The organism is Catenuloplanes atrovinosus (assembly GCF_031458235.1).
Classification (GTDB): domain Bacteria; phylum Actinomycetota; class Actinomycetes; order Mycobacteriales; family Micromonosporaceae; genus Catenuloplanes; species Catenuloplanes atrovinosus.
The window spans coordinates 2,931,960-2,945,968 of record NZ_JAVDYB010000001.1 but is presented as its reverse complement, the minus strand read 5'-3'; the positions used below and the strand labels follow the sequence as shown (position 1 = coordinate 2,945,968).

Here is a 14,009-nt window from a genome sequence, read left to right as displayed (position 1 = left end):
GCGCACGCCGTACCCCCGAAGGCTTGTGATCTGCTCAGAACCGGTCGAACTTGGCCTCGATCTCCGGCGCGAACGCGTCCTGGTCGCGCCGGGAGAAGCTCGGCCCGGACGCCGCCGACGCGCCCTGCGCCGAGTAGTACCCGCCGCCGTTCGGGCTCATGCGTCCCGCGTGCTCGCGTCCGGAGAAGTCCGCGCCCGCGTAGTCCGGCCGCGGCCGGCGGCCCGGCGCGCCGACCGTGAAGAAGTCCATCATCGTCTGCAGCTGCGTGGTCTGCGCGGACATCTCCTCCGCGGTGGCGGCCAGTTCCTCGCTCGACGACGCGGTCTGCTCGGTGACCTTGCCGATCTGGTTCATCGCGATGTTGATCTGCCGGACGCCGGTGGACTGCTCGCCGCTGGCGGCCGCGATCTCCTGCACCAGGTCCGAGGTGCGGATGATGCTGGGGATGATCGTGTTGAGCAGGTTGCCGGCCCGCTCCGCGGTCTCCACGCTGCCGGACGCCAGCTCGCTGATCTCCTGCGCCGCGACCTGGCTGCGCTCGGCCAGCTTGCCGACCTCGGTGGCGACCACCGCGAAGCCCTTGCCGTGCTCGCCGGCGCGCGCGGCCTCGATCGTGGCGTTCAGCGCCAGCATGTTGGTCTGGAACGCGATGTCGTCGATGATCCCGATCTTGCTGGTGATCTCCTTCATCGCGTTCACGGTCTTCTGCACCGCCTCGCCGCCCTCCAGCGCCTCCGCGCGGGCCTGCGCGGCCATCTCCTCGGTGGCTCGCGCGTTGTCGCTGTTCTGCGCGATGCCGGCGGTCATCTGCTCGAGGCTCGACGTGGTCTCCTCGATGCTGGACGCCTGCTCGGTCGCGGCCTGGGACAGGCTCTGCGACGCGCCGCTGATCTGGCTGGCCGCGTTGTTGATCTGCGCGGACGAGTCGATCACGGTGCTGACCGTGTCCGAGAGCCGGTCCAGCGCGCTGTTGAGCGCGGTGCCCATCCGGCCCACCTCGTCCCGGCTGTCCACCTCCAGGCGCTGGTCGAGCCGGCCGGCGGCGAGCCCGGTCAGCACCGCGACGGTACGCTCCAGCGGGCGCGAGATCGACCGGGTGATCAGCTGCACCATGGCGAACATGAACACCAGCGCGAACACGATCAGGCCGATCAGCACGATCCGCGCGGTCTCGTACGCGCTGGCGGAGGAGTCCGTGGACACCTTCGCCGCGTGGTCCTCCGCGTCCAGCAGCCGGGTCAGCGACTCGTCGATCGCGTTCGTGATCGGCGCGACCTCCTCGTCCACCACCTGGTTGAACAGCGCGTAGCTGTTGGACGCGCCGGCCGGGATCAACTTGTCCCGCACCACCTGCTGATAGTCGGCGAACGCGCCGTCGATCTCGTCGCGGTCCGCGTCCGCGCCGGCGATGTCCAGGCCCTCGACTCCGGCCCAGGTGGTGGCCAGCGCGGCCAGGCTCTCCTCCACCCGGATCGTCGCGGCGTCGTTCTCCTCCTTGGTCTGCGCCATGCCCAGCACGCGGGTGGACAACCGCGCGTCCCGGTACGCGATGGCGACCTCGTCCAAGGTCTTGGTGTTGTGCAGGTGCACGGCGTACATGCTCGACAGGCGGCTCTGCGCGCTGCCCAGCTGCACGATCCCGACCACGCCCACGACCATCAGCAGGACGCAGGCGATCAGGGCCATCCAGCGCAGCTTCCAGGCGACGGACAGGTTCTTGAACCCGAAACCGGGCCGGGCGGGCGACGTGTTGACCATGACGGGGCTCCTCGGTTGATCTACGCCTCGGCCCTCAGCGTAGGTGCCAGAACCGCTCCTATCCCGATAAAAACTCATATAGGGCTCTTTGACGACGAATGCGTGATCGGATGGGTGCCGGTGCCCATCCACAGATCGAGAGGACCCGGCGGTGAGTGACGTTTCCACCATGTCGACGGCGACGCGGGCCGGTTCCGGCCGGTTCCTGACGTTCACGCTGAACGGCGAGGCGTACGCGCTGGACATCTTCCACGTGCTGGAGATCCTGGAGTACCGCAACCTGACCGTGGTGCCGATGATGCCGCCGTTCATCCGCGGCGTGATCAACCTGCGCGGCCGCGCGGTGCCGGTCATCGACCTGGCCATCCGGTTCGACCGCGGCTCCACCACGGTACGGCGCCGGACCAGCATCATCATCGTGCACATCGCGGAGACCGGCCTGGAGCCCGGGCCCGGCGGCACGGACGGCGACGGCGGCCAGGACATCGGCATCCTGGTCGACAGCGTCAACAAGGTGGTCGCGCTCGGCGAGGGCGACATCGAGCCGGCGCCCAGCTTCGGCTCCGGGATCCGGGCCGACTACATCAGCGGCATGGCGCGCCGCGACGGAGACTTCCTGATTCTGCTGGATGTCGGCAACGTTCTGTCGATCAGTGACATGGTCAGCCTCGGCGCGGCGGTGCGTACGCAGGGTGGCCGTGACACCGAGACCGACACCGACTCCGACGACGTAGCCGACGAAGGAAACTGATGCAGAAGTCCCTCACCAGCCGACCCCTCGGGCCGGACGAGTTCGCCTACATCACCGGCGTGCTCTACCGGGAGACCGGCATCAGGATGACGCCGGGCAAAGAGGCGCTGGTCGCCGGCCGGCTGGACCGGCGCCTGCGCGCGCTCGGCCTGGGCGGGTACGCCGAGTATGTGCGCCTCCTCAAGGACCAGCCGCGGGGTGGCCCGGAGCTGCGCCAGCTGATCAACCTGCTCACCACGAACGAGACGTTCTTCTTCCGCGAGGAGCAGCACTTCGACTTCCTGCGCGACGTGGTGCTGCCGGCGCGCGACCGCGGCCGGCCGTTCCGGCTGTGGAGCGCGGCCAGTTCCACCGGCGAGGAGGCGTACACCGCCGCGATGGTGCTGTCCGAGGCGCTGCCGGACAGCCGCTTCGAGATCGTCGGTACGGACATCTCCACCCGCGTGGTGGAGGGCGCGCAGCTCGGCATCTACCCGCTGGCGGCGGCCGACAAGATCCCGCGTCAGCTGCTGCGCAAGTACTGCCTGCGCGGCCGCGACGAGTACGACGGCAGCATCGCGGTCAGCCGGCCGCTGCGCCAGCGGGTCAGTTTCCGCCGGCACAACCTGATGGAGAACCTCGGCCACCTCGGCCGGTTCGACGTGATCATGCTGCGCAACGTCATGATCTACTTCGACCCGGAGACGAAGCGCGAGCTGATCGGGCGCCTCCAGGAGATGCTGCACCCGGGCGGCTACCTGATCATCGGCCGGTCCGAGTCGCTCAGCTCGATCCCGTCCCGGCTGACCATGGTCGAACCGTCGATTTACCGGATCCCCGGGCAGCAGCGTGGCTAACCTCGTGGAGGTGGTGCTGAACCCGGGTGAGTTCTGCTTCGGCGGCGCCGACACCCGCATCCACACGCTGCTGGGGTCGTGCGTGTCGATCACGCTCTGGCACCCGCGCCGGCTGGTCGGCGGCATGTGCCACTACATGCTGCCCGCGCGCCGGCTGCCCGGCCCGCAGGCCCGGCTCGACGGACGATACGCCGATCACGCGGTACGGATGTTCCTGCACGAGATCGACCGCCAGGGCACCCGCCCGTCGGAGTACGTGGCCCGGATGTTCGGCGGCGGCAACCAGTTCCCGCCCGCCCAGCGACACGGCCGCGCCCCCGACGTCGCCCGCGAGAACATCGCGGCCGGCCTGGCCCTGCTCGACCGCTACGGCTTCCACCTCGCCGAGACCCACCTCGGCGGACGCGGCGCCCGCCGCCTCACCTTCGACGTCTCCACCGGCGACGTCGCCCTCCACGCCGCCCTCCGGAAGACCCGATGACCACCGCACCCGGCTCGGCGCGTTCGGCACCGACCACGCCGGCCCCGCGAAGCGGGCCGTGGTGCGGGAGCCTCGGGCATGCGCCACGCCCGACGCCGGCCGCGCCGGAACCGCGCGGTCACGCGCCGCGACCGGCGCCGAGCGCGCCGGAATCGCGGCGTGGCCGATCGCGTGGGAGCGGCGTGCCCGGATCGCCGGGGCGGAGCCCGGCTCCCCGGGACCGCGGCCGGGGCGGGGGTTCGGCATGACCGAGGGTGGCGGGATCGGCGTACTGATCGTGGATGACTCCGCGGTGGTGCGGCAACTGCTGACCGCGCGACTGGCGGCGAGCCCGGGGATCGAGGTGGTGGGCGCGGTCGCGGATCCGATCTTCGCGATGGCGCACATGAACCGGGTCTGGCCGGACGTGGTGGTGCTGGAGCTGGAGATGCCCCGGATGGACGGGCTCACGTTCCTCCGGCGGATCATGGCGGTACGGCCGACGCCGGTGATCGTCTGCTCGGCGCTGACGGCGCGGGGTGCGGAGACCGCGATGGAGGCGCTGGCGGCGGGCGCGGTGACCGTGATCCCCCGCCCGCCGACCGGGCTGAAGGAGTTCGTGGAGACGCAGGCCGCCGACATCGTGGCCGCGGTGCGGTCCGCCGCGGTGGCTGGGCGGCGGGTACACGTACCCGTACCGTCCGGCGGTGTTGATTTTGATCCTGTAGCGCCGGCTGGCGCGCCACCGGCGCGCCACACCACGGCACCCGCGGCCTTCGCTCCCGCGCACCACGCGCCGGGCCGTTCCACGGCGATGCCCGCGTCCTCCGGGACCGCGCCGCCGATCGCGCCTCGCGCGCCCACGCCCGTCAGGGGTGCCCGGACCGGCTCCACGGCGCACGCGGGCGCCGATCACCTGACGTCCGCGAAATCATCCCTGCCCGATTTATCGGGAAATAAGATGAACAAGGCGGTCGTCAGTGCGGAACGGGTGGTGGCGATCGGGACGTCGACCGGGGGGACGCGTGCGCTGGAGGTGGTACTGCCGGCGTTGCCGCGGTCCACGCCGGGCGTGGTGATCGTGCAGCACATGCCGGAGCGGTTCACCGCCGCGTTCGCGCAGCGGCTGGACACCATGTGCCGGATGCGGGTCCGCGAGGCGGCGGACGGCGACGAGGTGCTGCCGGGGCACGTGCTGGTCGCACCCGGCGGACGGCACATGGAACTGGTCAGGATGGGTGGCGGGTACCGGGTGCGGGTCTTCGACGCCCCGCCGGTCAACCGGCACCGGCCGTCGGTCGACGTGCTGTTCCGGTCCGTCGCGAAGGCGGCCGGGAACGCGGCGCTCGGCGTGATCATGACGGGTATGGGCGACGACGGCGCGCGCGGCCTGCTGGAGATGCACCGGGCCGGCGCGTTCACGGTCGCGCAGGACGAGGCGACGTGCGTGGTGCACGGCATGCCGCACGAGGCCGTCCAGCTCGGCGCCGTCGATCGGGAGGCGCCGCTCGAATCCATCGCGGAGGTGATCCACCGGTATGGCTGAGATGCTGTGGGTTCTGCTGGGCCTCGCCGTGGGCGGGGGTGCCGGGTACGGCCTGGGCCGGCGGCGCTCCACCGCCCCACCGCCGGCCGCCACCCGCGACGATCCCCATCTGCGCAGCGTGAGCCGGCTCGCCGGCACGCTGGCGCCGGTCTGGTCCGCGCAGCTCACCTCCTCGCGCAGCCAGATGGAGACCGCGGTCGGCACGCTCACCGAGCGGTTCGCGGAGATCGTGGAGAACCTGGACACCGTGCTGGAGTCCTCCACCGGCGCGCTCGACGACGGGCAGGGCGGCACGTTCGACCGCAGCCGGGAGCGGCTCGGCGGTGTGGTCGGCACGCTCGACGAGGCGCTGTCGTCCAAGCGGGAGACGGTCGCGGAGCTGCGCACACTGCTCGCCTTCAACGACGAGCTGCGCCAGATGTCCGGCGAGGTCACCGCGATCGCGGCGCAGACCAACCTGCTCGCGCTGAACGCGTCCATCGAGGCCGCCCGGATCGGCCGGGCCGGTGCCGCGTTCGGCGTGGTCGCGGACGAGGTGCGGCAGCTCGCCGACCGGTCCGCCGGCACCAGCGAGCGGATGGCGGAGAAGGTGGGCCGGGTCGAGTCGACGATCAGGACGCTGCTCAACCACGCGGAGCAGACCGCGGAGCGTGAGGACGAGGCGGTGGCGGGCGCGAACGCGGAGGTCCAGGCCGTGCTCGACGACCTGCAGGGCGTGGTCGCCGGCTTCCGGGACTCCTCCGCGTCGCTGGAGCGCGCCGCGGTCGGCATCCGCGGCGACATCAGTGAGTCCCTGGTCAACCTGCAGTTCCAGGACCGGGTCTGCCAGGTGCTGGAACACCTCCAGGCCAGCATCGACCGGCTGCCCGCCGTGGTGGAGGAGGCGGGTGAGCGCTCCCGGACGGACGCGCCGCCGATCGACCCGGAGGCGATCCTCGGCGAGATGGAGGCCACCTACACGATGGCCGAGGAGGTCCAGGCGCACCGCTCGAAGTCCGGCGCCCGGGTCGCCGACTCGGAGATCACGTTCTTCTAAGGGGGAATCATGGGGAAGACGGTGCTCGTGGTCGACGACTCGGCGTCGGTACGGCAGGTGGTCAGCATCGCGCTCAAGGGCGCGGGCTATGACGTGCTGGTCGGCACGGACGGCAAGGACGCGCTGCAGAAGCTGGACGGCCGCCGCATCCACCTGATCATCTCCGACGTGAACATGCCTAACATGGACGGCATCACGTTCGTGACCGAGGCGAAGAAGCTGCCCGCGTACAAGTTCACGCCGATCATCATGCTGACCACGGAGTCGCAGGAGGACAAGAAGCGCCAGGCCCAGGCGGCCGGCGCGAAGGCGTGGGTGACCAAGCCGTTCCAGCCCGAGCAGATGCTCGCGGCCGTGAGCAAGTTGATCGCGCCATGAGCGAGCTTGCGAGCGAATCATCGGCTCAGCGCCGACCACACCGCAACCGCAGCCTGCCAGCAGAGCCCGGCACACGCGAGCGTGCGAGCGAATCATCGGCTCAGCGCCGACCACACCGCAACCGCAGCCTGCCAGCAGAGCCCGGCACACGCGAGCGTGCGAGCGAATCATCGGCTCAGCGCCGACCACGCCGCAACCGCAGCCTCCCGGCAGAGCCCGGCACACGCGAGCTTGCGAGCGAATCATCGGCTCAGCGCCGACCACGCCGCAACCGCAGCCTCCCGGCAGAGCCCGGCACACGCGAGCTTGCGAGCGAATCATCGGCTCAGCGCCGACCACGCCGCAACCGCAGCCTCCCGGCAGAGCCCGGCACACGCGAGCCTACGAGCGAATCATCGGCTCAGCGCCGACCACACCGCAACCGCGGCCTCGAGGTGAGTCCGGCATGAGTTCGGTCGAGCTGGAGGGGGAGCTGACGATCCACGCGGCGGCGGAGCAGGCGCCGCGGCTGATCGCCGCCCTGGAGGAGAAGAGCGTTCTGCGGGTACGGCTGGCGGGCGTCACCGAGCTCGACACGGCCGGACTCCAGATCCTGCTGCTGGCCCGGCGCGAGGCCGCGCGGATCGGCGCGACCGTGGAGTTCCGGGACGCCAGCCCGGCCGTGCGGGAGGCGCTGGCCATCGTGCACCTGGACGGATCGCTGGAGGCGCTGCCGTGAGTTTCGAGGACGACGCCACCGAGGCGCTGGACATCTTCATCACCGAGGCGCGGGAACTGCTGGAGGCGCTGGAGGAGGGCCTGCTCGGGCTGGAGGCCGACCCGGACGCCGCGGAGACCGTGAACGCGGTGTTCCGGTCCGCGCACACGCTCAAGGGCTCGGCCGGCCTGTTCGGCCTGTCCCACCTGGTCAGCTTCACGCATGTGGTGGAGACGCTGCTCGGTCACGTCCGCGAGGGCGACGTGCGCGTCACGCCGGAGCTGATCAGCGCGCTGCTGCCGTGCGCGGACCACATCGCGCAGGTGGTCGAGGGCGTGGCCGGCGGCCGGCTGGAGGCCACCCCGGCCGAGGAGGCGGCCGGCGCCGCGCTGCTCGCCCGGCTCACGCCGTTCCTGCCCGGCACGTTCACGCCCGCGGCCACGGCACCGGCCGCGCCCGTCGCCAGCGCGCGCGCCGACCGCGGCTGGCGGCTGAGCCTGCGGTTCGGCCCGGACTGCCTGCGCAACGGCATGGACCCGATGTCGTTCCTGCGCTACCTGGGCACGCTCGGCACGCTGGCCCGCGTCACCGTGGACGACTCCGCGCTGCCCGAGGCCGCGGATCTGGACCCGGAGACCAGCTACCTCGCGTTCGAGGCCGACCTGGTCACGGACGCGGCCAAGGCCGAGATCGAGTCGGTCTTCGAGTTCGTCCGCGACGAGAGCGACATCCGGATCACACCGCTGGCCGCCGCGTCCTACGTGGACTTCATCGAGTCGATGCCGCAGCGGGACCGGCTCGGCGACGTGCTGCTGGAGAGCGGCGCGGTCACGCCCACGGAGATCGACACGGCGCTGCGGATTCAGCGCGAGCGCTCGCTGTCCGTACCCATCGGTCAGGTGTTGATCGAAGAGGGTATCGCGGACCCGGCCGTGGTCGAGGCCGCGCTCACCCGGCAGCGCAAGGTCGCGGACACCCGCTCCGGCGACACCCAGACCATCCGGATCGACGCCGCCCGGCTGGACCGGCTCATCGACCTGGTCGGCGAGCTGGTCATCGCGCAGGCCAGCACCACCATGCTGGCCGCCGGCGCGGAGGCCCAGGGCGAGGTCACCCGCCTGATCGACGAGGTCCGGCACAGCGCGCTGTCGCTGCGCATGGTGCCGATCGGCATGACGCTGCGCCGCTTCGAGCGCGTGGTCCGCGACGTCTGCGTCGACCTGGGCAAGGAGGTCCAGCTGACCATCACCGGCGGCGACGCCGAGATGGACAAGGCGCTGGTCGAGCGGATCAGCGACCCGCTGCTGCATCTGGTCCGCAACTCGCTCGACCACGGCATCGAGCCGCCCGCCGAGCGGGTGCGGGCCGGCAAGCCCGCGCAGGGCTCGCTGCGCCTGCACGCGTACCACGACGCCGGCAACATCGTCATCGAGGTGGCGGACGACGGCCGCGGCCTGGACCGGGACAAGATCTTCGCCAAGGCCGTGGACCGCGGCCTGGTCTCCGCCACCGCCACCCTGACCGACGCCGAGGTCTACGACCTGATCTTCGAGCCCGGCTTCTCCACCGCCGACCAGATCTCCAACCTCTCCGGCCGGGGTGTCGGCATGGACGTCGTACGCCGCAACGTGGCCGCGCTGCGCGGCAGCATCGAGGTCGAGTCCGTCCGCGGCCACGGCGCCACGATCAGAATCCGGCTCCCGCTGACGCTGGCCATCATCGACGGCTTCCTGGTCGGCGTCGGCCCGTCCTCGTTCATCGTCCCGCTCGACCGGGTCACCGAGTGCGTGGAGCTGCCGCCGGGCCCACGCGGCCGCGACTGCATGAACCTCCGCGGCGAGGTGCTCCCGTTCATCCGCCTCCGCCAGATCTTCGGCATCCCCGGCGACCCCGCCCGCCGCCAGAACGTCGTCGTGGTCGAGCAGTCCGGCCAGCGCACCGGCCTCGTCGTCGATTCCCTCCTCGGCGAGTTCCAGACCGTGATCAAGCCCTTGGGCCCGTTGTTCTCCAATCTGAAGTGCGTCAGCGGCTCCACCATCCTGGGGAACGGGGACGTCGCCCTGATCCTGGACGTGGGCCCCCTGGTCTCCGAACACACGGATCTCGAACGCGCGCGGCAGGCCCCACTCCCGGTGGGCTGACCGGCGATCGTCCCGTCGGACCCGCCCGGCGGAGTCACGCTCGGACGACACGGTTGCAGATTGGCCAGAAACGGCACGGCTGCCCTTAGGATGCGCGAGGCTGTTTGTTAACAGGGACAATTCGCGCAAAAGGACTGGCGATCTTGATGGATGTTGATCATCTCACGTGGTTGCGCGCTTCGGCGTGCCGGGACGGCTACTGCGTGGAGGTCGCGGCGTCGCCGTCCGGCACGTTCGTCCGAGACGCCAAGGACGGCGGACACGGCCCGGTTCTCCGCTTCACCGCGGAGGCCTGGACATCGTTCGTCAAGAGCCTTCACGGCTCGGTCGACGGCGCCGGTCGCGCCTGACCCGTGCGCGGGTCGCGAGCCAGATCGAGATGCGCAGCAGATGAAGGCAGGTGGACAACACCCGCCGGCGCCGTTTGCCGGGAACGGGGAGCAACCCGGCCACATCCAGCGTGTCGAACTCCAGGTCGGCGCTGATGGGTGGTCTGACCGGCCCGACGGGTGAGGCCTCAATCTCCGCCAACTCCGCCACGTTCCGGTAGTGTCGTTCCGCGATTCGGGCGAGACTGACGGCCGACGCGTCGCCGGACTCGATGTACACCATCCGAGCCTCCATCCAGAACTCCCGGACGACGTCCATGCGGAACATGTTGGAGAGCATCCTCTCCAATTCCAGTTCCGCCATGCGGCCGTTTCGCAGCGCGCTCTCGAAGTAGCCGAACACCATACCGAGGTAGGCGTGCTGCGTCATCTCCCCCGCGGACAGCGATGACCGGAATCCCCACAGGGGAAGAAACCCGGGATTCTCCAGTGCGACGAGCATGAGGTCGTTACGCATCGCGCGGACGACCTCCTCCTCGGAGGCGCGCGTCTGTCGCTGCTGGAACTGCAGGGAGCGCATGACGCCCAGCAGTGCCAACGCCGAGATCACCGTGCCGAGCGCGCTGATCGCCTGGCCGATCTCTCCGATTGTCTGTAGGTCGATCTCCGCCGCGGTGATTCGACTCTCGACTGCCGCCACAATCGCGACTGGCGCCTCGCGGACGATTCGCATGAGGGCATGAGAGCACACATGCGCAACACCGCCGCCGCGTGGGAACGTGAATAATCTATTCACTCCAGAAACGAATGCGATCGACCGACTCGATTCCGGTTCCGATTGCCACCCGGTCGAGTGAGAAAATGAAACTGGCACCCACGGAAATTGCGTTTCATGCCTTCGGCGCCGGCCGAGTGGCGGTCCGCCGGCCGGGGATCTACGTTTGCCCGAGGTCCGACGGAGGGTGGGACGGCGTGCGGATGATCGAGGCGGGCGTGCTCGAGGTGGCGGTCCTGGAGGATGGGCCCGAGGACGGGTGGCCGGTCGTCCTGGCGCACGGGTTTCCGTATGACGCGCACGCCTACGACGAGGTCGTTGCGCTGCTCACCGCGCACGGTGCCCGGGTGGTCCGGCCCTATCAGCGCGGCTTCGGGCCCACCCGGTTCCGGTCGGCGGCGACGATGCGCAGTGGGCAGCAGGCGGCGCTCGGCGCGGATCTTCTCGCCTTGCTGGACGCGCTGGGCCTGGGCACCGCGATTCTCGGCGGCTACGACTGGGGCGGGCTCGCGTCCTGTGTGGCGACGGCGCTGTGGCCGGAGCGGGTGGCGGGGCTGGTGTCGATGGCCAGCTACGACGTCATCGATGTGGAGCGGCAGCGGCACGCGTTCGATCCGGCGATGGAGCACGCGGTCTGGTACCAGCACCTGTTCCAGACCGAACGCGGCCGCGAGAGCCTGGCCGAACACCGCGAGGAGCTGTGCCGGATGCTGTGGCGGCAGTGGTCGCCCGGCTGGGAGTTCGACGACGCGACGTTCACCCGGACGGCCGCGTCCTTCGGCAATCCCGACTTCGTCGACGTGGTCGTCCACGCGTACCGGCACGCCTTCGGCCTGGCCGCCGGGGAGCCGGGCCTCGAGGACCTGGAGCGCCGGCTGGCCGGACGGCCGCCGATCACGGTGCCGGCGGTGACGCTGGACGGCGCGCGCGACCCGCTGAAGCCGGGCGGCACCGCCCAGCTGGCCGACCTGTTCACCGCGCGGCACGAGCACCGGGTGATCGACGCCGGGCACAATCTGCCGCAGGAGGCACCGGAGGCGTTCGCCGACGCGGTCCTCACCGTACGGTCGTGGCGGTAATCCGACACTCCCGGGTGGGCGCGACCGGGTCGCAACCTACGGCTGGCACGCTCGTGGGATGGGGCAGCGGGAGAACGAGCGGGACGGCGGGCTGGGCGTCGTCTATCAGAACCTGGACGCGCACGTTCCGGCGGCCGGGCGACGGCCGCGCCGGGCCGGGCGGCGCACCGGCATGGTGGCCGCGGTGCTGCTCACGGCCGCGCTGATCGCCGCGCCCGCGATCGTCTACGCCGGCATGCTGCCGGACGCGCCCGGGCGCGTCGTCCCGGCCGGGCTGACGACGGCGTCGCCGACCCCGACGGCGGAAGCGACACCCACGCCGGCCGCGGAAGCCGATCCCGGGCCGATCGGCGTCGGGGAGTTGCGCGGGTTCGCGCTTCCGGAGGTGCCGGAGGGCTGGACCTGCCCGGCCGCCGGCGTCACGGTGGTCGACTCGCCGTCGCTCGGGAAGGTGTGGGCCACGGCGATCACGCACGGGGATCTGGACGGGGACGGCGCTCAGGACGCGGTCGTGGTGCTGCGCTGCGTGCTCAAGGAGTCGGCGGGGCCGGAGGCGGCGGTCGCGTTCACCCGGCTGGGGGCGGACGTGGTGCCGCTCGGCGTGGTGACGATGACGACCGGCACGACCGTGCAGTGGCTGACCGCGGCGCGGATAGCGGATGACGGCACGGTCGTGGTCACGGTCGGCGATCTCCAGCCGTACGCGGATCAGCCGGCCGAGTGGACCCGCTACCTGGACCAGCAGTTCTGGTACGTCGGCAACGGCGAGTTCGGCGGCTCCTCGGTCTCGTTCTCACCGCTGCTGAACCCGTCCGCCCGGCCCCGGGCCGACCTGTGGGTACGCAGCGGCAACCTCACCTACGACGCCACCGGCGAGGGCACCATCTCGATCACGGTCGGCAACCGCGGCCCGGTCGTCGCGGACGACGTGTGGCTGTCGCTTGACCCGGGCGGCCCGCTCGCCGCCCGCGAACAGGGCTGGGACGCCTGCCTGGAGCTGCGCACGGCGGCGCCGTGGGCGGTGCCGCCGGAGCAGGGCCGTTCCGTGCCGCTGACCGGGGGCGCGGCACCGTCCGAGAGCCCGGTGTCGCTGAGCGGCTTCCCGGTCCAGTGCCGGCTCGGCAACGTCGGCGCCGGCGAGGAGGTCACGCTGCTGCTGGTGGTCCGCAAGGGCGGCGACGCGGCCCCGGGCGGCTCCGTGGTCGCCTACCGGCGCGCGCTCGGCGGCGCACCGGTCCCGGACGACGATCCGGCCGACGACCTGGCGACCTTCGCGGTGCGGTAGCTCATCGGCAGGCCGAAGCGCGGGAACAGCCGTGCCGTGTCCAGGAAGTTCGTCACGGCCGCGATGCGCCCGTCGACGATCTCCAGAGCGATGATCGACCACGGTACGTGGCCGGACGCGGATGCGCGGTACTGCCCGTACCCGGGAAGGCCGTTGATCGTGATGGGGACCAGGCGGGAGCCGCGGCAGCCGGAGCCGGTGCCGGACATCCAGGCGCGGATGTCGGCCGGGCCGCGCAGCCAGAGCGGCACCGGCGGCATGGACAGCGTCGCGTCCTCGTGCAGCAGCGCGGTGAGCGCGTCCAGGTCGTACGCCTCGAAGGCCCGCACATACCGTTCCAGCAGCGCGTTCTGTGTCTCGTCGGCGGGCGCGCGCAGGTCGGCGGCGTGCGGGTCGAGCGCGGCCATGGTGGCGCGGGCGCGCTGGAGCGCGCTGTTGACGCCGGCCACGGTCATGTCGAGCAGGTCCGCGGTCTCGGCGGCGGACCAGGACAGCACCTCGCGCAGGATGAGCACGGCGCGCTGCCTCGGCGGCAGGTGCTGGAGCGCGGCCACGAACGCGAGCCGGACCGTCTCCCGCGCGGTGACGACCACGGCCGGGTCGTCCGGGATCGGGCCGAGCCAGGTGGCGTCCGCCAGCGGCGCGCCGGGCGACTCCGCGTGCCCGGAGCCGGCCGGGCCGAGGTCCATCGGGCGGACGCGCCGCTGCGCACCGGTGAGCATGCTGAGGCAGACGTTGGTGGCGATCCGGTAGAGCCAGGAGCGCAGCGCGGACCGGCCCTCGAACCGGTCGAAGCCCTTCCAGGCGCGGACCATCGTGTCCTGCACCGCGTCGTCGGCCTCGAACGCGGAGCCCAGCATGCGGTAGCAGTAGCCGGTGAGCTCCGGCCGGTACGCCTCCAGCTCGATCGCCACGTCGGTCACACCGAAAAATCTAT

14 protein-coding genes are annotated in these 14,009 nt (G+C 71.3%); 11 read left to right on the top strand and 3 right to left on the bottom strand.

Annotated features, from left to right (window positions below):
- Positions 1-34 precede the first annotated feature (34 nt).
- The gene (locus tag J2S41_RS13190; RefSeq protein ID WP_310367326.1) at positions 35-1,759 is read right to left on the bottom strand and encodes a methyl-accepting chemotaxis protein; all 1,725 of its coding nucleotides are present in this window, start codon (positions 1,757-1,759) and stop codon (positions 35-37) included.
- A 151-nt stretch (positions 1,760-1,910) separates the two neighbouring features.
- On the opposite strand from J2S41_RS13190, the gene J2S41_RS13185 reads away from it, so the two are divergent.
- From J2S41_RS13185 to J2S41_RS13145, 9 genes are all read left to right on the top strand, one after another.
- Positions 1,911-2,510, top strand: coding sequence for a chemotaxis protein CheW (locus tag J2S41_RS13185; RefSeq protein ID WP_310367323.1), 600 nt, complete (start codon positions 1,911-1,913; stop codon positions 2,508-2,510).
- Positions 2,510-3,346, top strand: a complete 837-nt coding sequence (locus J2S41_RS13180) for a CheR family methyltransferase (protein ID WP_310367320.1) — start codon at positions 2,510-2,512, stop codon at positions 3,344-3,346. The genes J2S41_RS13185 and J2S41_RS13180 overlap by 1 nt, the downstream gene beginning before the upstream one ends.
- Complete coding sequence (locus J2S41_RS13175; RefSeq protein WP_310367318.1) at positions 3,339-3,827, top strand: chemotaxis protein CheD; 489 nt, start codon at positions 3,339-3,341, stop codon at positions 3,825-3,827. Before J2S41_RS13180 ends, J2S41_RS13175 begins: the two co-directional genes overlap by 8 nt.
- A gap of 244 nt (positions 3,828-4,071) precedes the next feature.
- Positions 4,072-5,352 (top strand): protein-glutamate methylesterase/protein-glutamine glutaminase, encoded by a 1,281-nt coding sequence (locus tag J2S41_RS13170; protein WP_310367314.1) that lies wholly within the window; start codon positions 4,072-4,074, stop codon positions 5,350-5,352.
- Positions 5,345-6,388 carry a methyl-accepting chemotaxis protein gene (locus tag J2S41_RS13165; RefSeq protein WP_310367311.1) on the top strand — a complete coding sequence of 348 codons (1,044 nt, stop codon included), beginning with the start codon at positions 5,345-5,347 and terminating at the stop codon, positions 6,386-6,388. The genes J2S41_RS13170 and J2S41_RS13165 overlap by 8 nt, the downstream gene beginning before the upstream one ends.
- A gap of 9 nt (positions 6,389-6,397) precedes the next feature.
- Positions 6,398-6,766: a response regulator gene (locus tag J2S41_RS13160; protein WP_310367309.1), complete on the top strand. Its 369-nt coding sequence runs from the start codon at positions 6,398-6,400 to the stop codon at positions 6,764-6,766.
- Between the two features lie 445 nt (positions 6,767-7,211).
- A complete protein-coding gene (locus J2S41_RS13155; RefSeq protein ID WP_310367307.1) occupies positions 7,212-7,484 on the top strand; it encodes an STAS domain-containing protein in 273 nt (90 codons plus the stop codon).
- The gene (locus tag J2S41_RS13150) at positions 7,481-9,604 is read left to right on the top strand and encodes a chemotaxis protein CheA (protein WP_310367304.1); all 2,124 of its coding nucleotides are present in this window, start codon (positions 7,481-7,483) and stop codon (positions 9,602-9,604) included. The genes J2S41_RS13155 and J2S41_RS13150 overlap by 4 nt, the downstream gene beginning before the upstream one ends.
- Before the next feature lie 146 nt (positions 9,605-9,750).
- Complete coding sequence (locus J2S41_RS13145; RefSeq protein WP_310367301.1) at positions 9,751-9,954, top strand: DUF397 domain-containing protein; 204 nt, start codon at positions 9,751-9,753, stop codon at positions 9,952-9,954.
- Here the strand turns inward: J2S41_RS13145 and J2S41_RS13140 are convergent.
- Positions 9,911-10,666 (bottom strand): DUF6082 family protein, encoded by a 756-nt coding sequence (locus J2S41_RS13140; protein ID WP_310367298.1) that lies wholly within the window; start codon positions 10,664-10,666, stop codon positions 9,911-9,913. The two genes, J2S41_RS13145 and J2S41_RS13140, sit on opposite strands and share 44 nt — an antisense overlap.
- A 245-nt stretch (positions 10,667-10,911) precedes the next feature.
- Here J2S41_RS13140 and J2S41_RS13135 point away from each other — a divergent pair, with 245 nt between their 5' ends.
- Both J2S41_RS13135 and J2S41_RS13130 read left to right on the top strand, forming a co-directional pair.
- Positions 10,912-11,787: an alpha/beta fold hydrolase gene (locus J2S41_RS13135; RefSeq protein ID WP_310376366.1), complete on the top strand. Its 876-nt coding sequence runs from the start codon at positions 10,912-10,914 to the stop codon at positions 11,785-11,787.
- A gap of 58 nt (positions 11,788-11,845) precedes the next feature.
- Positions 11,846-13,072: a hypothetical protein gene (locus tag J2S41_RS13130; RefSeq protein WP_310367295.1), complete on the top strand. Its 1,227-nt coding sequence runs from the start codon at positions 11,846-11,848 to the stop codon at positions 13,070-13,072.
- Here J2S41_RS13130 and J2S41_RS13125 read toward each other — a convergent pair.
- Positions 12,994-13,995, bottom strand: a complete 1,002-nt coding sequence (locus J2S41_RS13125; RefSeq protein ID WP_310367294.1) for a sigma-70 family RNA polymerase sigma factor — start codon at positions 13,993-13,995, stop codon at positions 12,994-12,996. The two genes, J2S41_RS13130 and J2S41_RS13125, sit on opposite strands and share 79 nt — an antisense overlap.
- Positions 13,996-14,009: the final 14 nt, after the last annotated feature.